This is a genomic window from Pseudonocardia sp. KRD291, assembly GCF_019263595.1.
Taxonomy (GTDB): Bacteria; Actinomycetota; Actinomycetes; order Mycobacteriales; family Pseudonocardiaceae; genus Pseudonocardia.
On sequence record NZ_JADQDD010000169.1, the window covers coordinates 1 to 13,313 of the forward strand.

The window sequence follows — 13,313 nt, forward strand, 5'->3', positions numbered from 1 at the left end:
ACAGGTTCTTCCCTGTGCGAGGACACCGTTTCCCGTGCGAGGTGGGCCGTCAGCGGCGGGTGCGGACCCAGGCGGCGAGCTCGACGACGGTGTGGCGGCGGCCGTAGGCGACCAGCGCGGCGATCACACCGATGAGGGCGGGCAGGACCGCCAACGCGGCTCCCATGAAGACGACCGTGACGATCACCGCGCCGATCATCAGCGCGACGGTGCACAGGGCGGCGAGCCCGGTCAGGCGCGGGACCAGCAGGCCGATCGCGCCGGCGATCTCCAGCAGGCCGATGATCAAGGTGCCGGTCGCGCTGAAGCCGATCGCCGCGAACCCCTCCACCGCCATCGGGTCCAGGGTGACCTTCGGGACGGAGGCGAACAGCAGCGAGGCGGCGACGAGGATCTGGCCGACCCACAGGGCGACCGACGCCGCCCGGCCGGGCCGGCGGGCGGCGGTGGACGAGGTGCTGGCGATGGCGGTCATGGCGTCTCCCGGTGCTCGGATGCGGTGCGTCTGCCAGTAGGACGGACGCCGCCCGGGAAACTCATCGGTCAGGTCGTGGCGGGGGCCGGCCCGGTCAGGTCGCGCTCGATCTGCTCCAGGCTGCGGCCCTTGGTCTCGGGCAGGAGCTTGGTCGCGAACAGGTAGGCCAGCGCCGTCATCACGGCGAAGAACAGGAAGTTGTACCCCGCGCCGAAGATGTCGAGCAGGCTCGGGAACAGCAGCGCGACGATCATGTTGAACAGCCAGTTGAACGTGACGCAGATGCCCACCGCGCCGGCGCGGACCCGCAGCGGGAACAGCTCCGGCAGCAGCACCCACTGCACCGGGCCCCAGGAGATCGAGAACGACGCGATGTAGACGATGATCCCGGCCAGTGTCAGCCCGAGCAGCAGCGGACCCTGGCTCAGCCCGACCAGGTTCGTGATCGTCAGCAGGATCATCGCCGCGCACATGCCCACCGCGCCCCAGCGCAGCAGCGGCCGCCGCCCGGCCTTGTCGATCAGGAACATGCCGGGGATCGTCATCAGCATGTTCACCGCGCCGATCCCGACGTTGGCCAGGATCGCGTTCTTGTCGCCGAAGCCGACGTTGGTGAGCAGCGTCGGGGCGTAGTAGATGATCGTGTTGATCCCGACGAAGTTCTGGAAGAACACCAGCAGCATGCCGACGATGAAGATCGGCCGCAGACGTCCGCGGGTGAGCGAGCCCAGCTTCACCTTCTCGGTGTTCTCGGCCTCCGAGCGCACGCTCTCGTGGATCTCGGCCAGCTCCTCGCGGGCGGCCTCCTCGCTGCCGCGCAGCTTCACCAGGACCCGCTTCGCGTCCTCCTCGCCGCCGGACTTGTGCCCGGCCAGCCAGCGCGGGCTCTCCGGCTGGGTGTAGATCCCGATCGCGAGGACGACCGCCGGGATCACGCCGATGCCGATCATCCAGCGCCAGGCGCGGGCGTCGGCGAACGCGAAGTCGGTGACGTAGGCCAGGAAGATGCCGACCGTGACGAGCAGCTGCATCAGCGACGTCAGCCGCCCGCGGATCTCCTTCGGCGCGAGCTCGGAGAGATACATCGGCACGACGACCGAGATGATCCCGACCCCGATGCCCATCACGAACCGGAACCCGACGAGCAGCGCGGCGTTCACCGCGAGCGCGGACCCGAGCGTGCCGATCACGAACACGATCCCGCCGGCCAGGATCAGCATCCGGCGCCCGAGGGTGTCCGCCAGCCGGCCCGACAGCCCCGCCCCGAGCATCGCGCCGACCAGCAACCCGGACACGACCATGCCCTGGACCAGCGGTGAGAGCGGGATGTCGTCCGGGATGTAGAGCAGGGCGCCGGAGATGACGCCCGTGTCGTAGCCCCAGAGGATCCCGCCGAGGGCCCCGAAGAACCAGATCCAGATGTTGCGCCCGCGTGCTGGTGCGCCGCTGCCCGCCATGCTGCCCCCCGCCGTCCGGTCCGCCGCCGTGCCGACCGCTGTGGGGGAGATCCTCTGCCCGACCGTTGCGTCCGGCAACTCGGCCGGTGGGCGGTGTGGTCGCGGGGCCGCCCCGAGCCGCCGTGTCAGGCACCCCGATACCGCGTTGACACCCTCTGGCTCGTCGGCTAATTTTCTGGCCGTGCGGTCAGAAAATGAGTCGGACGGCCAGAAGTCGCCGTCGTTCATCGAGCAGGCGCGTCGACGGCAGATCGTCGCCGCGGCGATCGACACCGTTGCCGCGCAGGGGTTCGGTGCGGCGTCGCTGGCCGCCATCGCACGCACCGCGGGCGTCTCCAAGGGCGTCATCTCCTATCACTTCTCCGGAAAGGAGGAGCTGATGGAGGCGTGCGTGGAGAAGTTCTACCTCGGGATCTCGGAGCGGGTGGTGCCGAAGCTGGAGGGACTGGCACCGCTGGACCTGGTCCGCGAGCACATCCTGGGGGTCGCTCAGGAGGGGATGACCAACCGGGACGAGATGCTCGCCGTCACCGAGATCGTCACGCATCTGCGCACGAAGGACGGCGCGCTGCGCTACAGCATCGCCGACAACGAGCTGCTCTACCAGGGACTCGAGCACATGTACGCCTACGGACGTTCCGAGGGCGCGATGCGGGAGTTCGACCACCGGGTGATGGCCGTGACCGTGCAGGCCGCACTCGACTCGATGTTCGTCTACTGGATCGCGCATCCGGAGACGGACCTGATGGCACATGCCGAGCAGCTGGCCGACCTGGTCATCGCTGCGGTACGGAATCCGGGGGGATCCACATGACAGCCACCGCACCACGACCGGCGCCGCTCGCACCCGCGTCCGGCCCGCCACCCGCGGCAGCCGCTCCGCCGGGCCGCCTGGCCTGGCTGGACAACGTCCGGGTCTGGCTGACCGCGCTGGTGCTGGCCCACCACGCCGCCCTGACCTACTCCGACCTGCCGATCTGGCCGTACTGGGAACAGCCCACCGACGGCAGCTCGGCCGGTCTGCTCGCCCTGGTCGCGACGAACCAGATGTGGTTCATGGGGCTGTTCTTCCTGATCTCCGGATTCTTCGTACCGGGCGGGGTGGACCGGCACGGGGTCGCCGGCTTCGTCCGTGGGCGGCTGATGCGGCTCGGGGTGCCGTTCCTGCTGTTCCTGGTCGTGCTCTCGCCGATCTATCGCTACCCGGGCTGGCTGGCCCACGGCCGGCCGCAGGGGCAGGGCCTGCTGACCTATCTCGTCACGAACTTCGACCCGGGCCCGCTGTGGTTCGTCGCCGTTCTGCTGATCTTCTCGCTCGCCTACGCCGCGGTCCGCGCCGTACGCGGCGGGCGGGCCGCCGAGGCCCGTCCGGGGCGGACACCCGGCGTGCTGGTGGTGCTCGGACTCGGCGTCGCGCTCGGCCTGGCGAGCTGGGTGTGGCGGATCTGGACCCCGGAGGGGACGTACTGGGCCGCGGTCGGCCTGCCGTCCCCGGCCTACCTGCCGCAGTACGGCGCGTGCTTCGTCCTCGGGGTACTGGCCGCTCGCCGGCAGTGGCTGCAGACGCTGCGCGTGCGCACCGCGTGGGCGGCCCTGCCGGTGCTGCTGGTCTCGCTCGTCGCCTCGCTGGGTACGGGGATCGTGCTCGGTGCGGCCACGACGGGCGGCGGCACGCCGGAGTCGCTGGTGACCGCGGTCGCGGGTTCGCTGTTCGCCGCGAGCGCGATGGTGGTCGGCCTGGTGGTGTTCCGGACCCTGCTCGACCGGTCCGGGCCCGCGTGGCGGTTCCTGTCGGCGCAGGCGTTCGCGGTCTTCGTCATCCACGCGCCGGTGCTGGTGTGGCTCGGCGTCGCGCTCGGCGGGTTCACCGCGCCGGCCGTGGTGAAGGCGCTGGTACTGCTGGTCGCCGGGGTGGTCGCCTGCTGGTCACTGGCCTGGGCGCTGCGCCGGATCCCGGGTGCCACCCGGGTGTTCTGACCGGTACCGGTGGGTCGGGCGGACGGTCGAGGGGTCCGTCCACCCGGCTCTCCGGCGGTCGGTCCGGGACCGGCCTCGGACGCCCGGGCCCGGCACGGTCAGGACGCCAGTCTCTGACGTGCCCGCTCGGCCCCCGCGCCCACAACGCGCCGGCCGAGCGCCGCGGCCAGGCCGGACGCCGGCATGTCGCCGTAGACGCTCTCGCTGGCCGCGACCGTGTAGGTCTCGTGCCAGATCCCGACCGCACCCGGCGCCGTGCGCGCCTTGCGGAAGAACGCCGACCAGGCCGGGCGGTGGGCCCGCGCCGGATCGGACGCGTAGCCGTAGAGCGACTCGGTGTCGCGCCAGTACTGGATGACCAGCGGGCCGTCCGGGCCGATCGCGAGGCGGTAGCCGAGCATTCCGGAGTCCGGGTCCCGGGACAGCTCGCGCAGCATCCTCGGCATCGCCGCGAACACCGGGGCCCAGGCGTCGACGCGCCAGGGCTTGTTCACCCGCATCCCGATCAGGAACACGACGATCTCACCTGCGGTCTTGTCGTGGGTCGTGCGCTCGACGGTCATGGACGCTCCTCCGATGACGGGTATCCGGGCGATTGTGGATACCCAGGCTATCCACAAAGCGGATACTCGCGCTACCCGTAATCGGTGGTCAGCCCGCGAGCCATGCCCGCACCTCGTCGGAGTCGGCGCCGAGCGTCGGGGGTGAGCGCCGGTAGGTCGCCGGCGTCGCCGAGTACTCGACGGGGTTGCGGACGGTCGGGGTCGCGGCGTCGTCGCCGGCGCGCACGACCGGGTCCAGGCCGAGCTCCTCGGCCAGCGCGACGCCCTGGCTGATCGAGTTGATCGGCCCGCACGGCACCCCGGCGGCGGTGATCGCGTCGAACCACTCCTTCGCGGTGCGGGTGGCCAGCCGGGCGAGCAGCCGCTCCCGGATCTCGACGCGGTTCTCCAGCCGTCCGCCCATGGTCAGGAAGCGGGGGTCCTCGGCCATCGCCGGGTCGCCGAGCACGGTGCACAGCTTGCGGAACTGGCCGTCGTTGGCCGCGATGACGATCAGCTCGCCGTCCGCGGTCGGCATCGGCTCGTAGGGGAAGACGCTGGGGTGCGCGTTGCCCATCCGGGTCGGCACCACCCCGGCCGCGACGAACGCCTCGGTCTGGTTGACCAGGCAGGACATCGCGGTGGAGAGCAGGTTCGTCTCCAGCAGCTGGCCCTGGCCGGTGTCGTCGCGGTGGCGCAGCGCGGCGACGACCGCGACCGCCGCGTGCAGGCCGGTGAGCACGTCGAACATCGCGGCGCCGACCCGGAACGGCTTGCCGTCGGCGTCGCCGGTCAGGCTCATCAGCCCGGACGTCGCCTGGGCCAGCAGGTCGTAGCCGGGCAGGTGCGCGCCGCCGCGGGTGCCGAAGCCGCTGATCGAGCAGTAGACGACGCCCGGGTTGGCGGCCGAGACGGACGGGTGGTCGAGCCCGAACTTCGTCATCCCGCCCGGCTTCATGTTCTCGATCAGCACGTCGGCCCGGGCGGCGAGGTCCTGCGCGACGTCGCGGTCGCCGGGGTCGGCGAGGTCCAGGACGATCGAGCGCTTGTTCCGGTTGATCGACAGGTAGTACGTCGCCACGTCGTCGAGCACGGGCGGGCGCCAGGTTCGGGTGTCGTCACCGCCGGGGCTCTCGACCTTGATCACGGTGGCGCCGAGGTCGGCGAGCACCATCGTCGCGTAGGGCCCGGCCAGGACCCGGGAGAAGTCGGCGACGAGCACGCCGTCGAGCGGGCCGCCGTTGGGGGTGTCGCCGAGACCGGCTGCGGGGGAGTCGTTCTGCACGGTGCCGACGCTAGCCCGGCCGGCCGGGTTCCGGGCAGGCGCGATCATCGTCCCGGGCGCGGCCCCGGCCCTCGCGCGCGGATACCGCTGTCGGGCAACGGGATCCGCGCACGGCCTCGGCGTTCCCGTGGGTCGGTCAGGGCCCGCTCACGGCGTCGGCCAACGCCCGCGACCCGAGCAGCGTCAGCGTCGCCTCCGGCGTCAGCGGGTGGAACGGCCCGCCCCGGACGTCGCGGTAGGCCCGTTCCAGCGGGGAGCTGCGGTGGAACGCGACGCCCCCGGCGACCTCGAGTGCCGCGTCCACGACGGCACGGGCCTCCACGACGGCGTGCCGCTTCGCGGCCATCACCGTCGCGAGGGTGGCCTCGTCGGCCGGGGGGTCCTCGCCGACCTCGGCCACCGCGGAGTGCAGCGCCCACCGGGCCACGCGCAGGCGGGCCGTCATCTCGCCGAGCAGGCGGACCGCCCCCGGTGCCGGATCGGCCCGGCCGGACAGCAGGCGCGCCGCCTCGGTGCAGGCGCCGCGGGCCACGCCCAGGTACGCCGCTCCGCCGACCGGCGCGAAGTGGATCGCGGCGACCAGCAACGGACCCGCCAGCACGCCGTACGGCCGGGTGCCCACGACCTTGTCCGAGGCCAGGAACACGCCGTCGAACACGACGTCGTGGCTGGCGGTGCCGCGCATGCCCAGCGTGTCCCAGGTCTCGACGATCCGGACGCCGGGCGCCGACAGCGGCACCCCCGCGTGCAGCACGACCGCGTCCGGTCCCGGTGGCCCCAGCACGGCGGAGGTTGACAGGACACCGGCGACCGGGGCCTGGCTGCAGAACCCCTTGCGACCGTCGAGGCGGTAGCCGCCCTCGACCTCGACCGCGGTCGTGGTCGGACACACCCAGTCCGAGCCGCCGCTGGTTGCCATCACGAGCCCCTCCTCGGCCACCCGGCGCAGTACCCCCTCGGCGTCCGCGGCCCCCTTCCGGTGGCGCCACCGCTGCACGAGCGTCAGGTAGAGGTGCATCGCGGCCGCGAGAGCCGACGGGCCGGACAGGCTGCCGAGCTCCTCCTCGGCCAGCAGCACCTGGCGGGTACTGGCACCGAGCCCGCCGAGCTCGGTCGGGACGGGCATCCGCAGGTACCCGCACCTCGTCATTTCTGCGTATGCCTCGTGTACGAAGGTGGCGTCGCGGTCGTGCGCCGCGTCGAATCGGGCCGCGACCCGCCCCACCTGCCTGGCCAGGGAGAACGCGTCGTCGTCGGTCAGGGTCCTGTACTGCTGCATCGTCGTCATGGGACCGAGCGTGGGCCCGGTCGGGGGCCGCCGATAGTTCTCAATCTGCACCGCGGGAGAGCACACTGCCTGCCATGTCCCGGTACGGGCAGTTCTGTCCGATCACCCGCTCGCTCGAGGTACTCGGCGACCGGTGGACGCTGCTGGTCGTGCGCGACCTGCTGGTCGGGGCGACCCGGTTCAACGAGCTGTCCCGCGGCCTGCCCGGGATGTCGCGCGGGCTGCTGTCCAAGCGGCTCGTCCAGCTCGAACGGGACGGGCTGGTGACCCACGCCGACGGCGGATACCACCCGACCGCTGCGTGCGAGGAGCTGCGTCCGCTGATCTTCGGCCTGGCCGAGTGGGGTGCCCGCTGGGCCTTCGGCGACCCCCGGCCGGACGAGCTGGACCCGACCGTCCTGATGTGGTGGATCCGGGGCGGTATCGACGCGTCGGCGTTCGGCGGCCGCCGGGTGGTGCTGCACGTGCACGTCCCGGACGGGCGCCGGTGCCGGTACTGGTTCGTCGTCGAGCGCCACGACGTGTCGCTGTGCTTCACCGACCCCGGGTACGAGGTCGACGTGACGATCGAGTCGCCGCTGGGGGTGCTCTACCAGGTGTGGGAGGGCGTGTTCGAACTGGCTGCCGCGGCGCGGGACGGGCGGCTGAGCCTGTCCGGCCGGCGGGAGGTGCTGCGGGCCCTGCCCCTCGCGCTGCGGCTCAGCCCGGTCGCGCCGCACGTGCGGCGGGCCCGGGCCGGGCTCGGTTGACCGTCAGCCGTCGGTGACCGCCCGGTGCGCCCGCGGGAGCCAGCCCAGGCCGGCCGAGGTGTCGCCGCGCGGGGCGTACTCGCCCGCGACCCACCCGTCGTAGCCGACGTCGTGCAGGGCCCGCAGGTGCGCGGCGAACGGGATCTGCCCGGTGCCCGGCTCGTGACGGCCGGGGTGGTCGGCGACCTGGACGTGACCGATCCGGTCCCCGAAGGCCTCCAGGACGGCGGCGACGTCGTCGCCGTTGGCGGTGAGGTGGAACAGGTCGGCCAGCAGCAGCGGCTCGGGCGCCCCGGCGGCGAAGACCCGGTCGGCGACGGCGAGGGCGTCCGTCGCGGTGCGCAGCGGGTAGGCGGACAAGCCGCTGAGCGGCTCCAGCCAGACGCGGGCGCCGAACACCGCCAGGGTCTCGGCGACCCGGGCCAGGTTGGCGAGCGCCACCTCGTCCTGCCGGGCGGGGTCGACGCCGTCGATCCGGTTGCCGTACAAGGCGTTGCAGCCGTGCACCCGCAGCCGTGCCCCGATGCCGGCGGCGACCGCGAGACCGTCGGCGAGCTCGGCCTCCCGGCCGGGGACCGAGATCAGCCCGCGGTCCCCGGCGGCCATGTCCCCGGCCGGCAGGTTCAGCCCGATCAGCGCGACACCGGCGTCGGTGACGGCGGAGACGAACGCCTCGACGTCGGCGTCGACCGGGACCGAGTGCTCGAACGGCCACCAGAACTCGACGGCGTCGAAGCCGGCCGCGCGCGCCGCCGCGGGCCGCGCCAGGAGCGGGACCTCGGTGAACAGCATCGAGCAGTTGGCCACCCACCGATGGGCCGCGGTTCCGTACGGATCTGCGTCGCCGGTCACGGGCGGCATTCTGCCGGGTCGGTGACCCGTGGCAGGAAGTTGCCGGAGGGTGTCGTTCCTGCCGGTTCCGGCCGGAGAACGGCCCCGCGACGATCGGGGACATGACACAGCACACCGCCGCCACCCCGATCCTGCGCCGCATCCGCCACGAGCTCGCCGAACTGGGCCGGGCGCACGAGGTGATGTGGGACCACCTGAGCCGCCTCGACCCGGACCCGAGCCCGTACCTGCACTGGGAGCCGACCGCGTACGGCTGGCGGCTCTACGGGAGCCTGCCGCCGCCCGACCCCGCCGACGCCGGACGGGAGACCGGCTAGATGTGCTGCCCGGGTTCGCCGTCGAGATAGACCCAGCGCCCGTCCTCGCGGACGAACCGGCTGCGCTCCTGCTGCACGCCGGTCTGCGAGCGCTCACGGTGGTGCGCCCGGAACTCCACGACGCCCTCGCGGTCGAACACCGCGCCGCCGGAGCGGTCCAGGATCTCCAGCCGCACCCATCGCCGGGCCGGGTCCAGGTCGAGGGTCCGCGGACGGGTGTCGGGATGCCAGGTGCGGAGCAGGTACTCGGCGTCGCCGCGGGCGAACGCGGTGAACCGCGAGCGCATCAGCGCCTCCGCGGTCGGCGGTGCGGTGTCGGCGGTGCTGTCGGGGCTGTCGGTGCTGTCAGGGCTGTCAGGGCTGCCGGGTCCGAGGTAACGCCCGCAGCACGCCTCGAACGGTTCGGGCAGCCCGCAGGGGCAGGGCCGGGGAGTCATCACGGCCGAGTATGCACCGGTGTGACCTCGCTTGCCGCGACCGCGCGACCGGTTGACCCCCCGCGACCGGCTGTGATCGAGTCCGTGTCGGCCCTGTTCGAGACGGGCCGAGGTCGCCGACGCGCCCCACCGGTGCGGATCCGGCAGGCACGGATCCGTCAGGAGGGGCAGTGGTGGACGCAGGCCCGCTGGACGGGTTCTACGACGTGCTGCACGCCCGGCGCGACGTCCGCACCGGTTTCCTGCCCGACGTCGAGGTCGACGACGCCGCGCTCACCCGGGTGCTCGGCGCCGCGCACGCCGCGCCGAGCGTCGGGTTCTCCCAACCGTGGGACTTCGTCGTCCTGCGCGACCGCGCGGTCCGCGAGCAGGTGCACGCCCTGGTCGCGGCGCACCGCGACGCCTACGCCACCTCGTTGCCGGCGGCCCGTGCGCGGGCCCTGCGCTCGATCCGGGTCGAGGCGATCCTGGACACCCCGCTCAACGTCGTGGTCACCGCGGACCCGACCCGCGGCGGGCGGCACACGCTGGGCCGCCACGGCCGCCCGGAGATGGGGACCCACTCCGCGGCGCTGGCCGTGCAGAACATGTGGCTGGCCGCGCGCGCCGAGGGGCTCGGCGTCGGCTGGGTGAGCTTCTTCGGCGACGACGGCCTGCGTGAGCTGGCTGCGATGCTGGGGCTGCCCACGCACCTCGAGGTCGTGGCCTACCTCTGCGTCGGGCACGTGTCGCGGTTCCCGGACGAGCCCGAGCTCGCCGGGGCCGGCTGGGCGCGGCGACGCCCGCTGGGATGGGCCGTGCACCAGGAGCGCTACGGGCAGCGTGGCCTGCCGGGAGAGGAACCGATGGACCTGCTGGCCGAGACCGTCGCAGCGATCGCACCCGTGGACGAGCAGGCGCGCGCCGCGGCCCGGGACCGCCTGGACCGGATGACCAAGCCGCGCGGCTCGCTCGGGCGCGTCGAGGACGTCGCGGTGACGCTGGCCGGGATCGCCGGAGCCTGCCCGCCGCCGGTGCCCGAGCCGGCCGCCGTCGCGGTCTTCGCCGCCGACCACGGAGTACACGCCCAGGGCGTGACCCCGTGGCCGCAGGAGGTCACCGCGCAGATGGTGGCCAACTTTCTCGACGGCGGCGCCGTGGTGAACGCGTTCGCCCGCCAGCTCGGCGCCGAGGTGTGCGTCGTCGACGTCGGGGTGCTGGGCACGCCGGACCCGGTCCCCGGGCTACTGCCGCGCAAGGTCGCCGCGGGCACGGCCGACATGACGACCGGCCCGGCGATGACCCGCGAGCAGGCCCGCGCCGCCCTGGAGGCCGGGATCGAGGTGGCCCGCGACCTCGTCGCCGGCGGCAACCGCTGCCTGCTCACCGGCGACATGGGCATCGCGAACACCACCGCGGCCGCGGCCCTGATCAGCGTGTTCACCGGCGCCGACGCGGACACGGTGACCGGCCGCGGCACCGGTATCGACGACGACACGCTCGTCCGCAAGACCGACGTCGTCCGTCGCGCCCTGCAGCGCCACCGCCCGGACCCGGCCGACCCGCTGGGGGCACTCGCCGCGGTCGGCGGCCTGGAGCACGCCGGGCTGGCCGGGCTGGTGCTCGGCGCCGCCGCGCTGCGGGTCCCGGTACTGCTCGACGGCGTCAGCACCGGCGCGGCCGCGCTGGTGGCGGTCGCGCTCGCGCCGGATGCGGTCGGATACTGCGTGGCCGGGCACCGGTCGGTGGAGCCGGGCAGCGCGACGGCGTCGTCGTTCCTGGGGCTGGACCCGTTGCTGGACATGGGGATGCGACTCGGCGAGGGGACCGGCGCGCTGCTGGCGTTGCCGATCCTGCAGGGCGCGGCCCGCGCGCTGGCCGACGTGGCGACGTTCGACAGCGCCGGGGTGACCGACAAGGGCCCGTCCGGTGGGTGAGCCGGTCACGGTCGTCGGGATCGGTGCGGAGGGCTGGCCGGGCCTGGCCGAGCCGTCCCGCGACGCCCTGCGCGCCGCCGACGTCGTCCTCGGCGGCCCCCGCCAGCTCGACCTGCTCGACGACTCGGTCCCGGCCGTCCGCCGCGCCTGGCCGTCCCCGCTGGTCCCGGCCCTGCCCGGGATCCTCGACGAGCTCGCCGGGTCGCGGGTCGCCGTGCTGGCCAGCGGCGACCCGATGTTCTTCGGAATCGGCACCACGCTGGCCCGCGTCGTCGGACCGCAGCGGCTGCGGGTGCTGCCGCACCCGTCGTCGATCAGCCTGGCCTGCGCCCGGCTCGGCTGGGCCGTGCAGAACGTCGAGCTCGTCAGCGTCGTGGGGCGCCCGCTCGCCCGGCTGCGGCGCGCCCTCGCGCCGGGGGCGCGGGTCCTGGTGCTCAGCTCCGGCGCCGGGTCACCGGCCGAGGTCGCGGAGCTGGTCGCGGCGCAGGGCTTCGGCCGCAGCACGATGACGGTCCTGGAACGCCTCGGTGAGGACGGCGAACGGGTCGTGACCGGCACCGCCGGGACCTGGAGCGGCACCTCGGACGCCCTCAACGTCGTCGCGCTGGACTGCGTCGCCGACCCCGGGGCGTGCCTGACGGGGGAGACGCCCGGCCTGCCCGACGATGCCTACGACAGCGACGGGCAGCTGACCAAGCGCGAGGTGCGCGCGGTGACCCTGGCCCACCTCGCGCCCCGGCCCGGCGAGCTGCTCTGGGACGTCGGTGGCGGCGCGGGCAGCGTCGGCATCGAGTGGATGCGCGCGCACCGGACGTGCCGGACGATCACGGTGGAGTCGCGGCCCGAGCGGGCCGGGCGGATCACGGCCAACGCGGCGGCGCTGGGGGTGCCGGAACTGCGGGTCGTCACCGGCTCGGCTCCGGAGGCCCTGCACGGCCTGCCGCGACCGGACGCGGTGTTCGTCGGCGGCGGGCTGACCCGCGACGGCGTCCTGCAGGCCTGCTGGGACGCGCTCGCCGGTGGCGGGCGGCTGGTCGCGAACGCGGTGACCGTGCAGACCGAGGCGGCGCTCGCCGCCGCCCACGAGCGCTACGGCGGGCGGCTGGTGCGGCTGCAGGTGAGCCGGGCCGAGCCGGTGGGACGGGCGGCAGCAGGCGGAGCCGACGGGGCGGGCAGCACCCGCTTCCACGGCTGGCGCCCGGCGATGCCGGTGACGATCTGGAGTGTGGAGGCAACGGTGGCTACGCGATGACGGTGCACTTCATCGGGGCCGGCCCGGGCGCGGTGGACCTGCTGACCCTGCGCGGTCGCGACCTGATCGCGGCCTCGCCGGTGTGCCTCTACGCCGGCAGCCTGGTCCCGCCGGAGATGCTGGAGATCTGCCCCCCGGACGCGCGGACGATCGACACCGCGCTGATGACCCTGGACGAGATCGTGGCCGAGATGGTCCGGGCGCACCGGCACGGCCTCGACGTCGCGCGCCTGGCGTCGGGGGACCCGTCGGTGTTCTCCGCGATGGCCGAGCAGATCCGCCGCCTCGAGGCCGAGTCCGTCCCCTACGACGTGTGCCCCGGCGTGCCCGCCTACGCCGCCGCGGCCGCCGCGCTCGGTCGCGAGCTGACCGTCCCGACCGTCGCGCAGACCGTGACCCTGACCCGGATCGCGGCGCGGGCCACCCCGATGCCCGAGCACGAGAACCTCGCCGAGCTCGGCCGCTCGGGCGGCACGGTGGTGCTGCACCTGGCCGTGCACCGGATCGCCGAGGTCGTCGACGCGCTGCGCCCGGCCTACGGGTCCGACTGCCCGGCCGCGGTCGTCGCGCACGCCAGCCGCGCCCACGAGATCGTCCTGCGCGGGACGTTGGCGACGCTGCCCGACGCCGTCCGCGAGTCCGGCATCGAGCGCACCGCGGTGATCATCGTCGGCGAGGCCCTGGCCGCACAGCACTTCCCGGACAGCCACCTGTACTCGTCCACCCGCTGCCGAGACTGACCCGCCCCACGAGCCCGACGACCGGC

The 13,313-nt window shown here is 73.9% G+C and carries 14 protein-coding genes; 7 read left to right on the forward strand and 7 right to left on the reverse strand.

Annotation, left to right across the window (positions count from 1 at the left end; translation table 11 throughout):
• Positions 1–49: 49 nt before the first annotated feature.
• Both I4I78_RS21075 and I4I78_RS21080 read right to left on the reverse strand, forming a co-directional pair.
• Positions 50–475: a DoxX family protein gene (locus tag I4I78_RS21075; RefSeq protein ID WP_218613174.1), complete on the reverse strand. Its 426-nt coding sequence runs from the start codon at positions 473–475 to the stop codon at positions 50–52.
• Between the two features lie 68 nt (positions 476–543).
• Complete coding sequence (locus tag I4I78_RS21080; protein ID WP_218613175.1) at positions 544–1,932, reverse strand: sugar porter family MFS transporter; 1,389 nt, start codon at positions 1,930–1,932, stop codon at positions 544–546.
• A 181-nt stretch (positions 1,933–2,113) separates the two neighbouring features.
• On the opposite strand from I4I78_RS21080, the gene I4I78_RS21085 reads away from it, so the two are divergent.
• Positions 2,114–2,746 (forward strand): TetR/AcrR family transcriptional regulator, encoded by a 633-nt coding sequence (locus I4I78_RS21085; RefSeq protein ID WP_218613176.1) that lies wholly within the window; start codon positions 2,114–2,116, stop codon positions 2,744–2,746.
• A complete protein-coding gene (locus tag I4I78_RS21090) occupies positions 2,743–3,909 on the forward strand; it encodes an acyltransferase (RefSeq protein WP_218613177.1) in 1,167 nt (388 codons plus the stop codon). The genes I4I78_RS21085 and I4I78_RS21090 overlap by 4 nt, the downstream gene beginning before the upstream one ends.
• 98 nt (positions 3,910–4,007) lie before the next feature.
• On the opposite strand, the gene I4I78_RS21095 is transcribed toward I4I78_RS21090, so the two are convergent.
• The 3 genes from I4I78_RS21095 to I4I78_RS21105 all read right to left on the reverse strand — a co-directional run bounded on the left by I4I78_RS21095 (position 4,008) and on the right by I4I78_RS21105 (position 7,024).
• On the reverse strand, positions 4,008–4,472 hold the full coding sequence (locus tag I4I78_RS21095) for a DUF4188 domain-containing protein (protein ID WP_218613178.1): 465 nt from the start codon (positions 4,470–4,472) through the stop codon (positions 4,008–4,010).
• Positions 4,473–4,560: 88 nt separating this feature from the next.
• Entirely contained in the window at positions 4,561–5,736 is a 1,176-nt protein-coding gene (locus I4I78_RS21100) for a CoA transferase (RefSeq protein WP_308252262.1), read from the reverse strand.
• Positions 5,737–5,872: 136 nt separating this feature from the next.
• Positions 5,873–7,024, reverse strand: a complete 1,152-nt coding sequence (locus I4I78_RS21105) for an acyl-CoA dehydrogenase family protein (protein ID WP_218613180.1) — start codon at positions 7,022–7,024, stop codon at positions 5,873–5,875.
• A 74-nt stretch (positions 7,025–7,098) separates the two neighbouring features.
• Between I4I78_RS21105 and I4I78_RS21110 the strand changes: the two genes are divergently transcribed.
• Positions 7,099–7,773, forward strand: coding sequence for a helix-turn-helix domain-containing protein (locus I4I78_RS21110; RefSeq protein ID WP_218613181.1), 675 nt, complete (start codon positions 7,099–7,101; stop codon positions 7,771–7,773).
• A gap of 3 nt (positions 7,774–7,776) precedes the next feature.
• Here I4I78_RS21110 and I4I78_RS21115 read toward each other — a convergent pair whose 3' ends face one another.
• The gene (locus tag I4I78_RS21115) at positions 7,777–8,625 is read right to left on the reverse strand and encodes a TIM barrel protein (protein WP_308252263.1); all 849 of its coding nucleotides are present in this window, start codon (positions 8,623–8,625) and stop codon (positions 7,777–7,779) included.
• A 101-nt stretch (positions 8,626–8,726) separates the two neighbouring features.
• Here I4I78_RS21115 and I4I78_RS21120 point away from each other — a divergent pair, with 101 nt between their 5' ends.
• Positions 8,727–8,942 (forward strand): hypothetical protein, encoded by a 216-nt coding sequence (locus tag I4I78_RS21120; protein ID WP_218613183.1) that lies wholly within the window; start codon positions 8,727–8,729, stop codon positions 8,940–8,942.
• Here the strand turns inward: I4I78_RS21120 and I4I78_RS21125 are convergent.
• A complete protein-coding gene (locus tag I4I78_RS21125) occupies positions 8,939–9,379 on the reverse strand; it encodes a YchJ family protein (protein WP_218613184.1) in 441 nt (146 codons plus the stop codon). The genes I4I78_RS21120 and I4I78_RS21125 overlap by 4 nt on opposite strands.
• 173 nt (positions 9,380–9,552) lie before the next feature.
• Between I4I78_RS21125 and cobT the strand changes: the two genes are divergently transcribed.
• From cobT to cobM, 3 genes are read left to right on the forward strand one after another with little or no spacing between them, the layout of a single operon-like run.
• The gene (gene cobT / locus I4I78_RS21130) at positions 9,553–11,295 is read left to right on the forward strand and encodes a nicotinate-nucleotide--dimethylbenzimidazole phosphoribosyltransferase (RefSeq protein ID WP_308252264.1); all 1,743 of its coding nucleotides are present in this window, start codon (positions 9,553–9,555) and stop codon (positions 11,293–11,295) included.
• The gene (gene cbiE / locus I4I78_RS21135; protein WP_218613186.1) at positions 11,288–12,547 is read left to right on the forward strand and encodes a precorrin-6y C5,15-methyltransferase (decarboxylating) subunit CbiE; all 1,260 of its coding nucleotides are present in this window, start codon (positions 11,288–11,290) and stop codon (positions 12,545–12,547) included. The genes cobT and cbiE overlap by 8 nt, the downstream gene beginning before the upstream one ends.
• Positions 12,544–13,287 (forward strand): precorrin-4 C(11)-methyltransferase, encoded by a 744-nt coding sequence (gene cobM / locus I4I78_RS21140; RefSeq protein ID WP_218613187.1) that lies wholly within the window; start codon positions 12,544–12,546, stop codon positions 13,285–13,287. Before cbiE ends, cobM begins: the two co-directional genes overlap by 4 nt.
• Positions 13,288–13,313 lie beyond the last annotated feature (26 nt).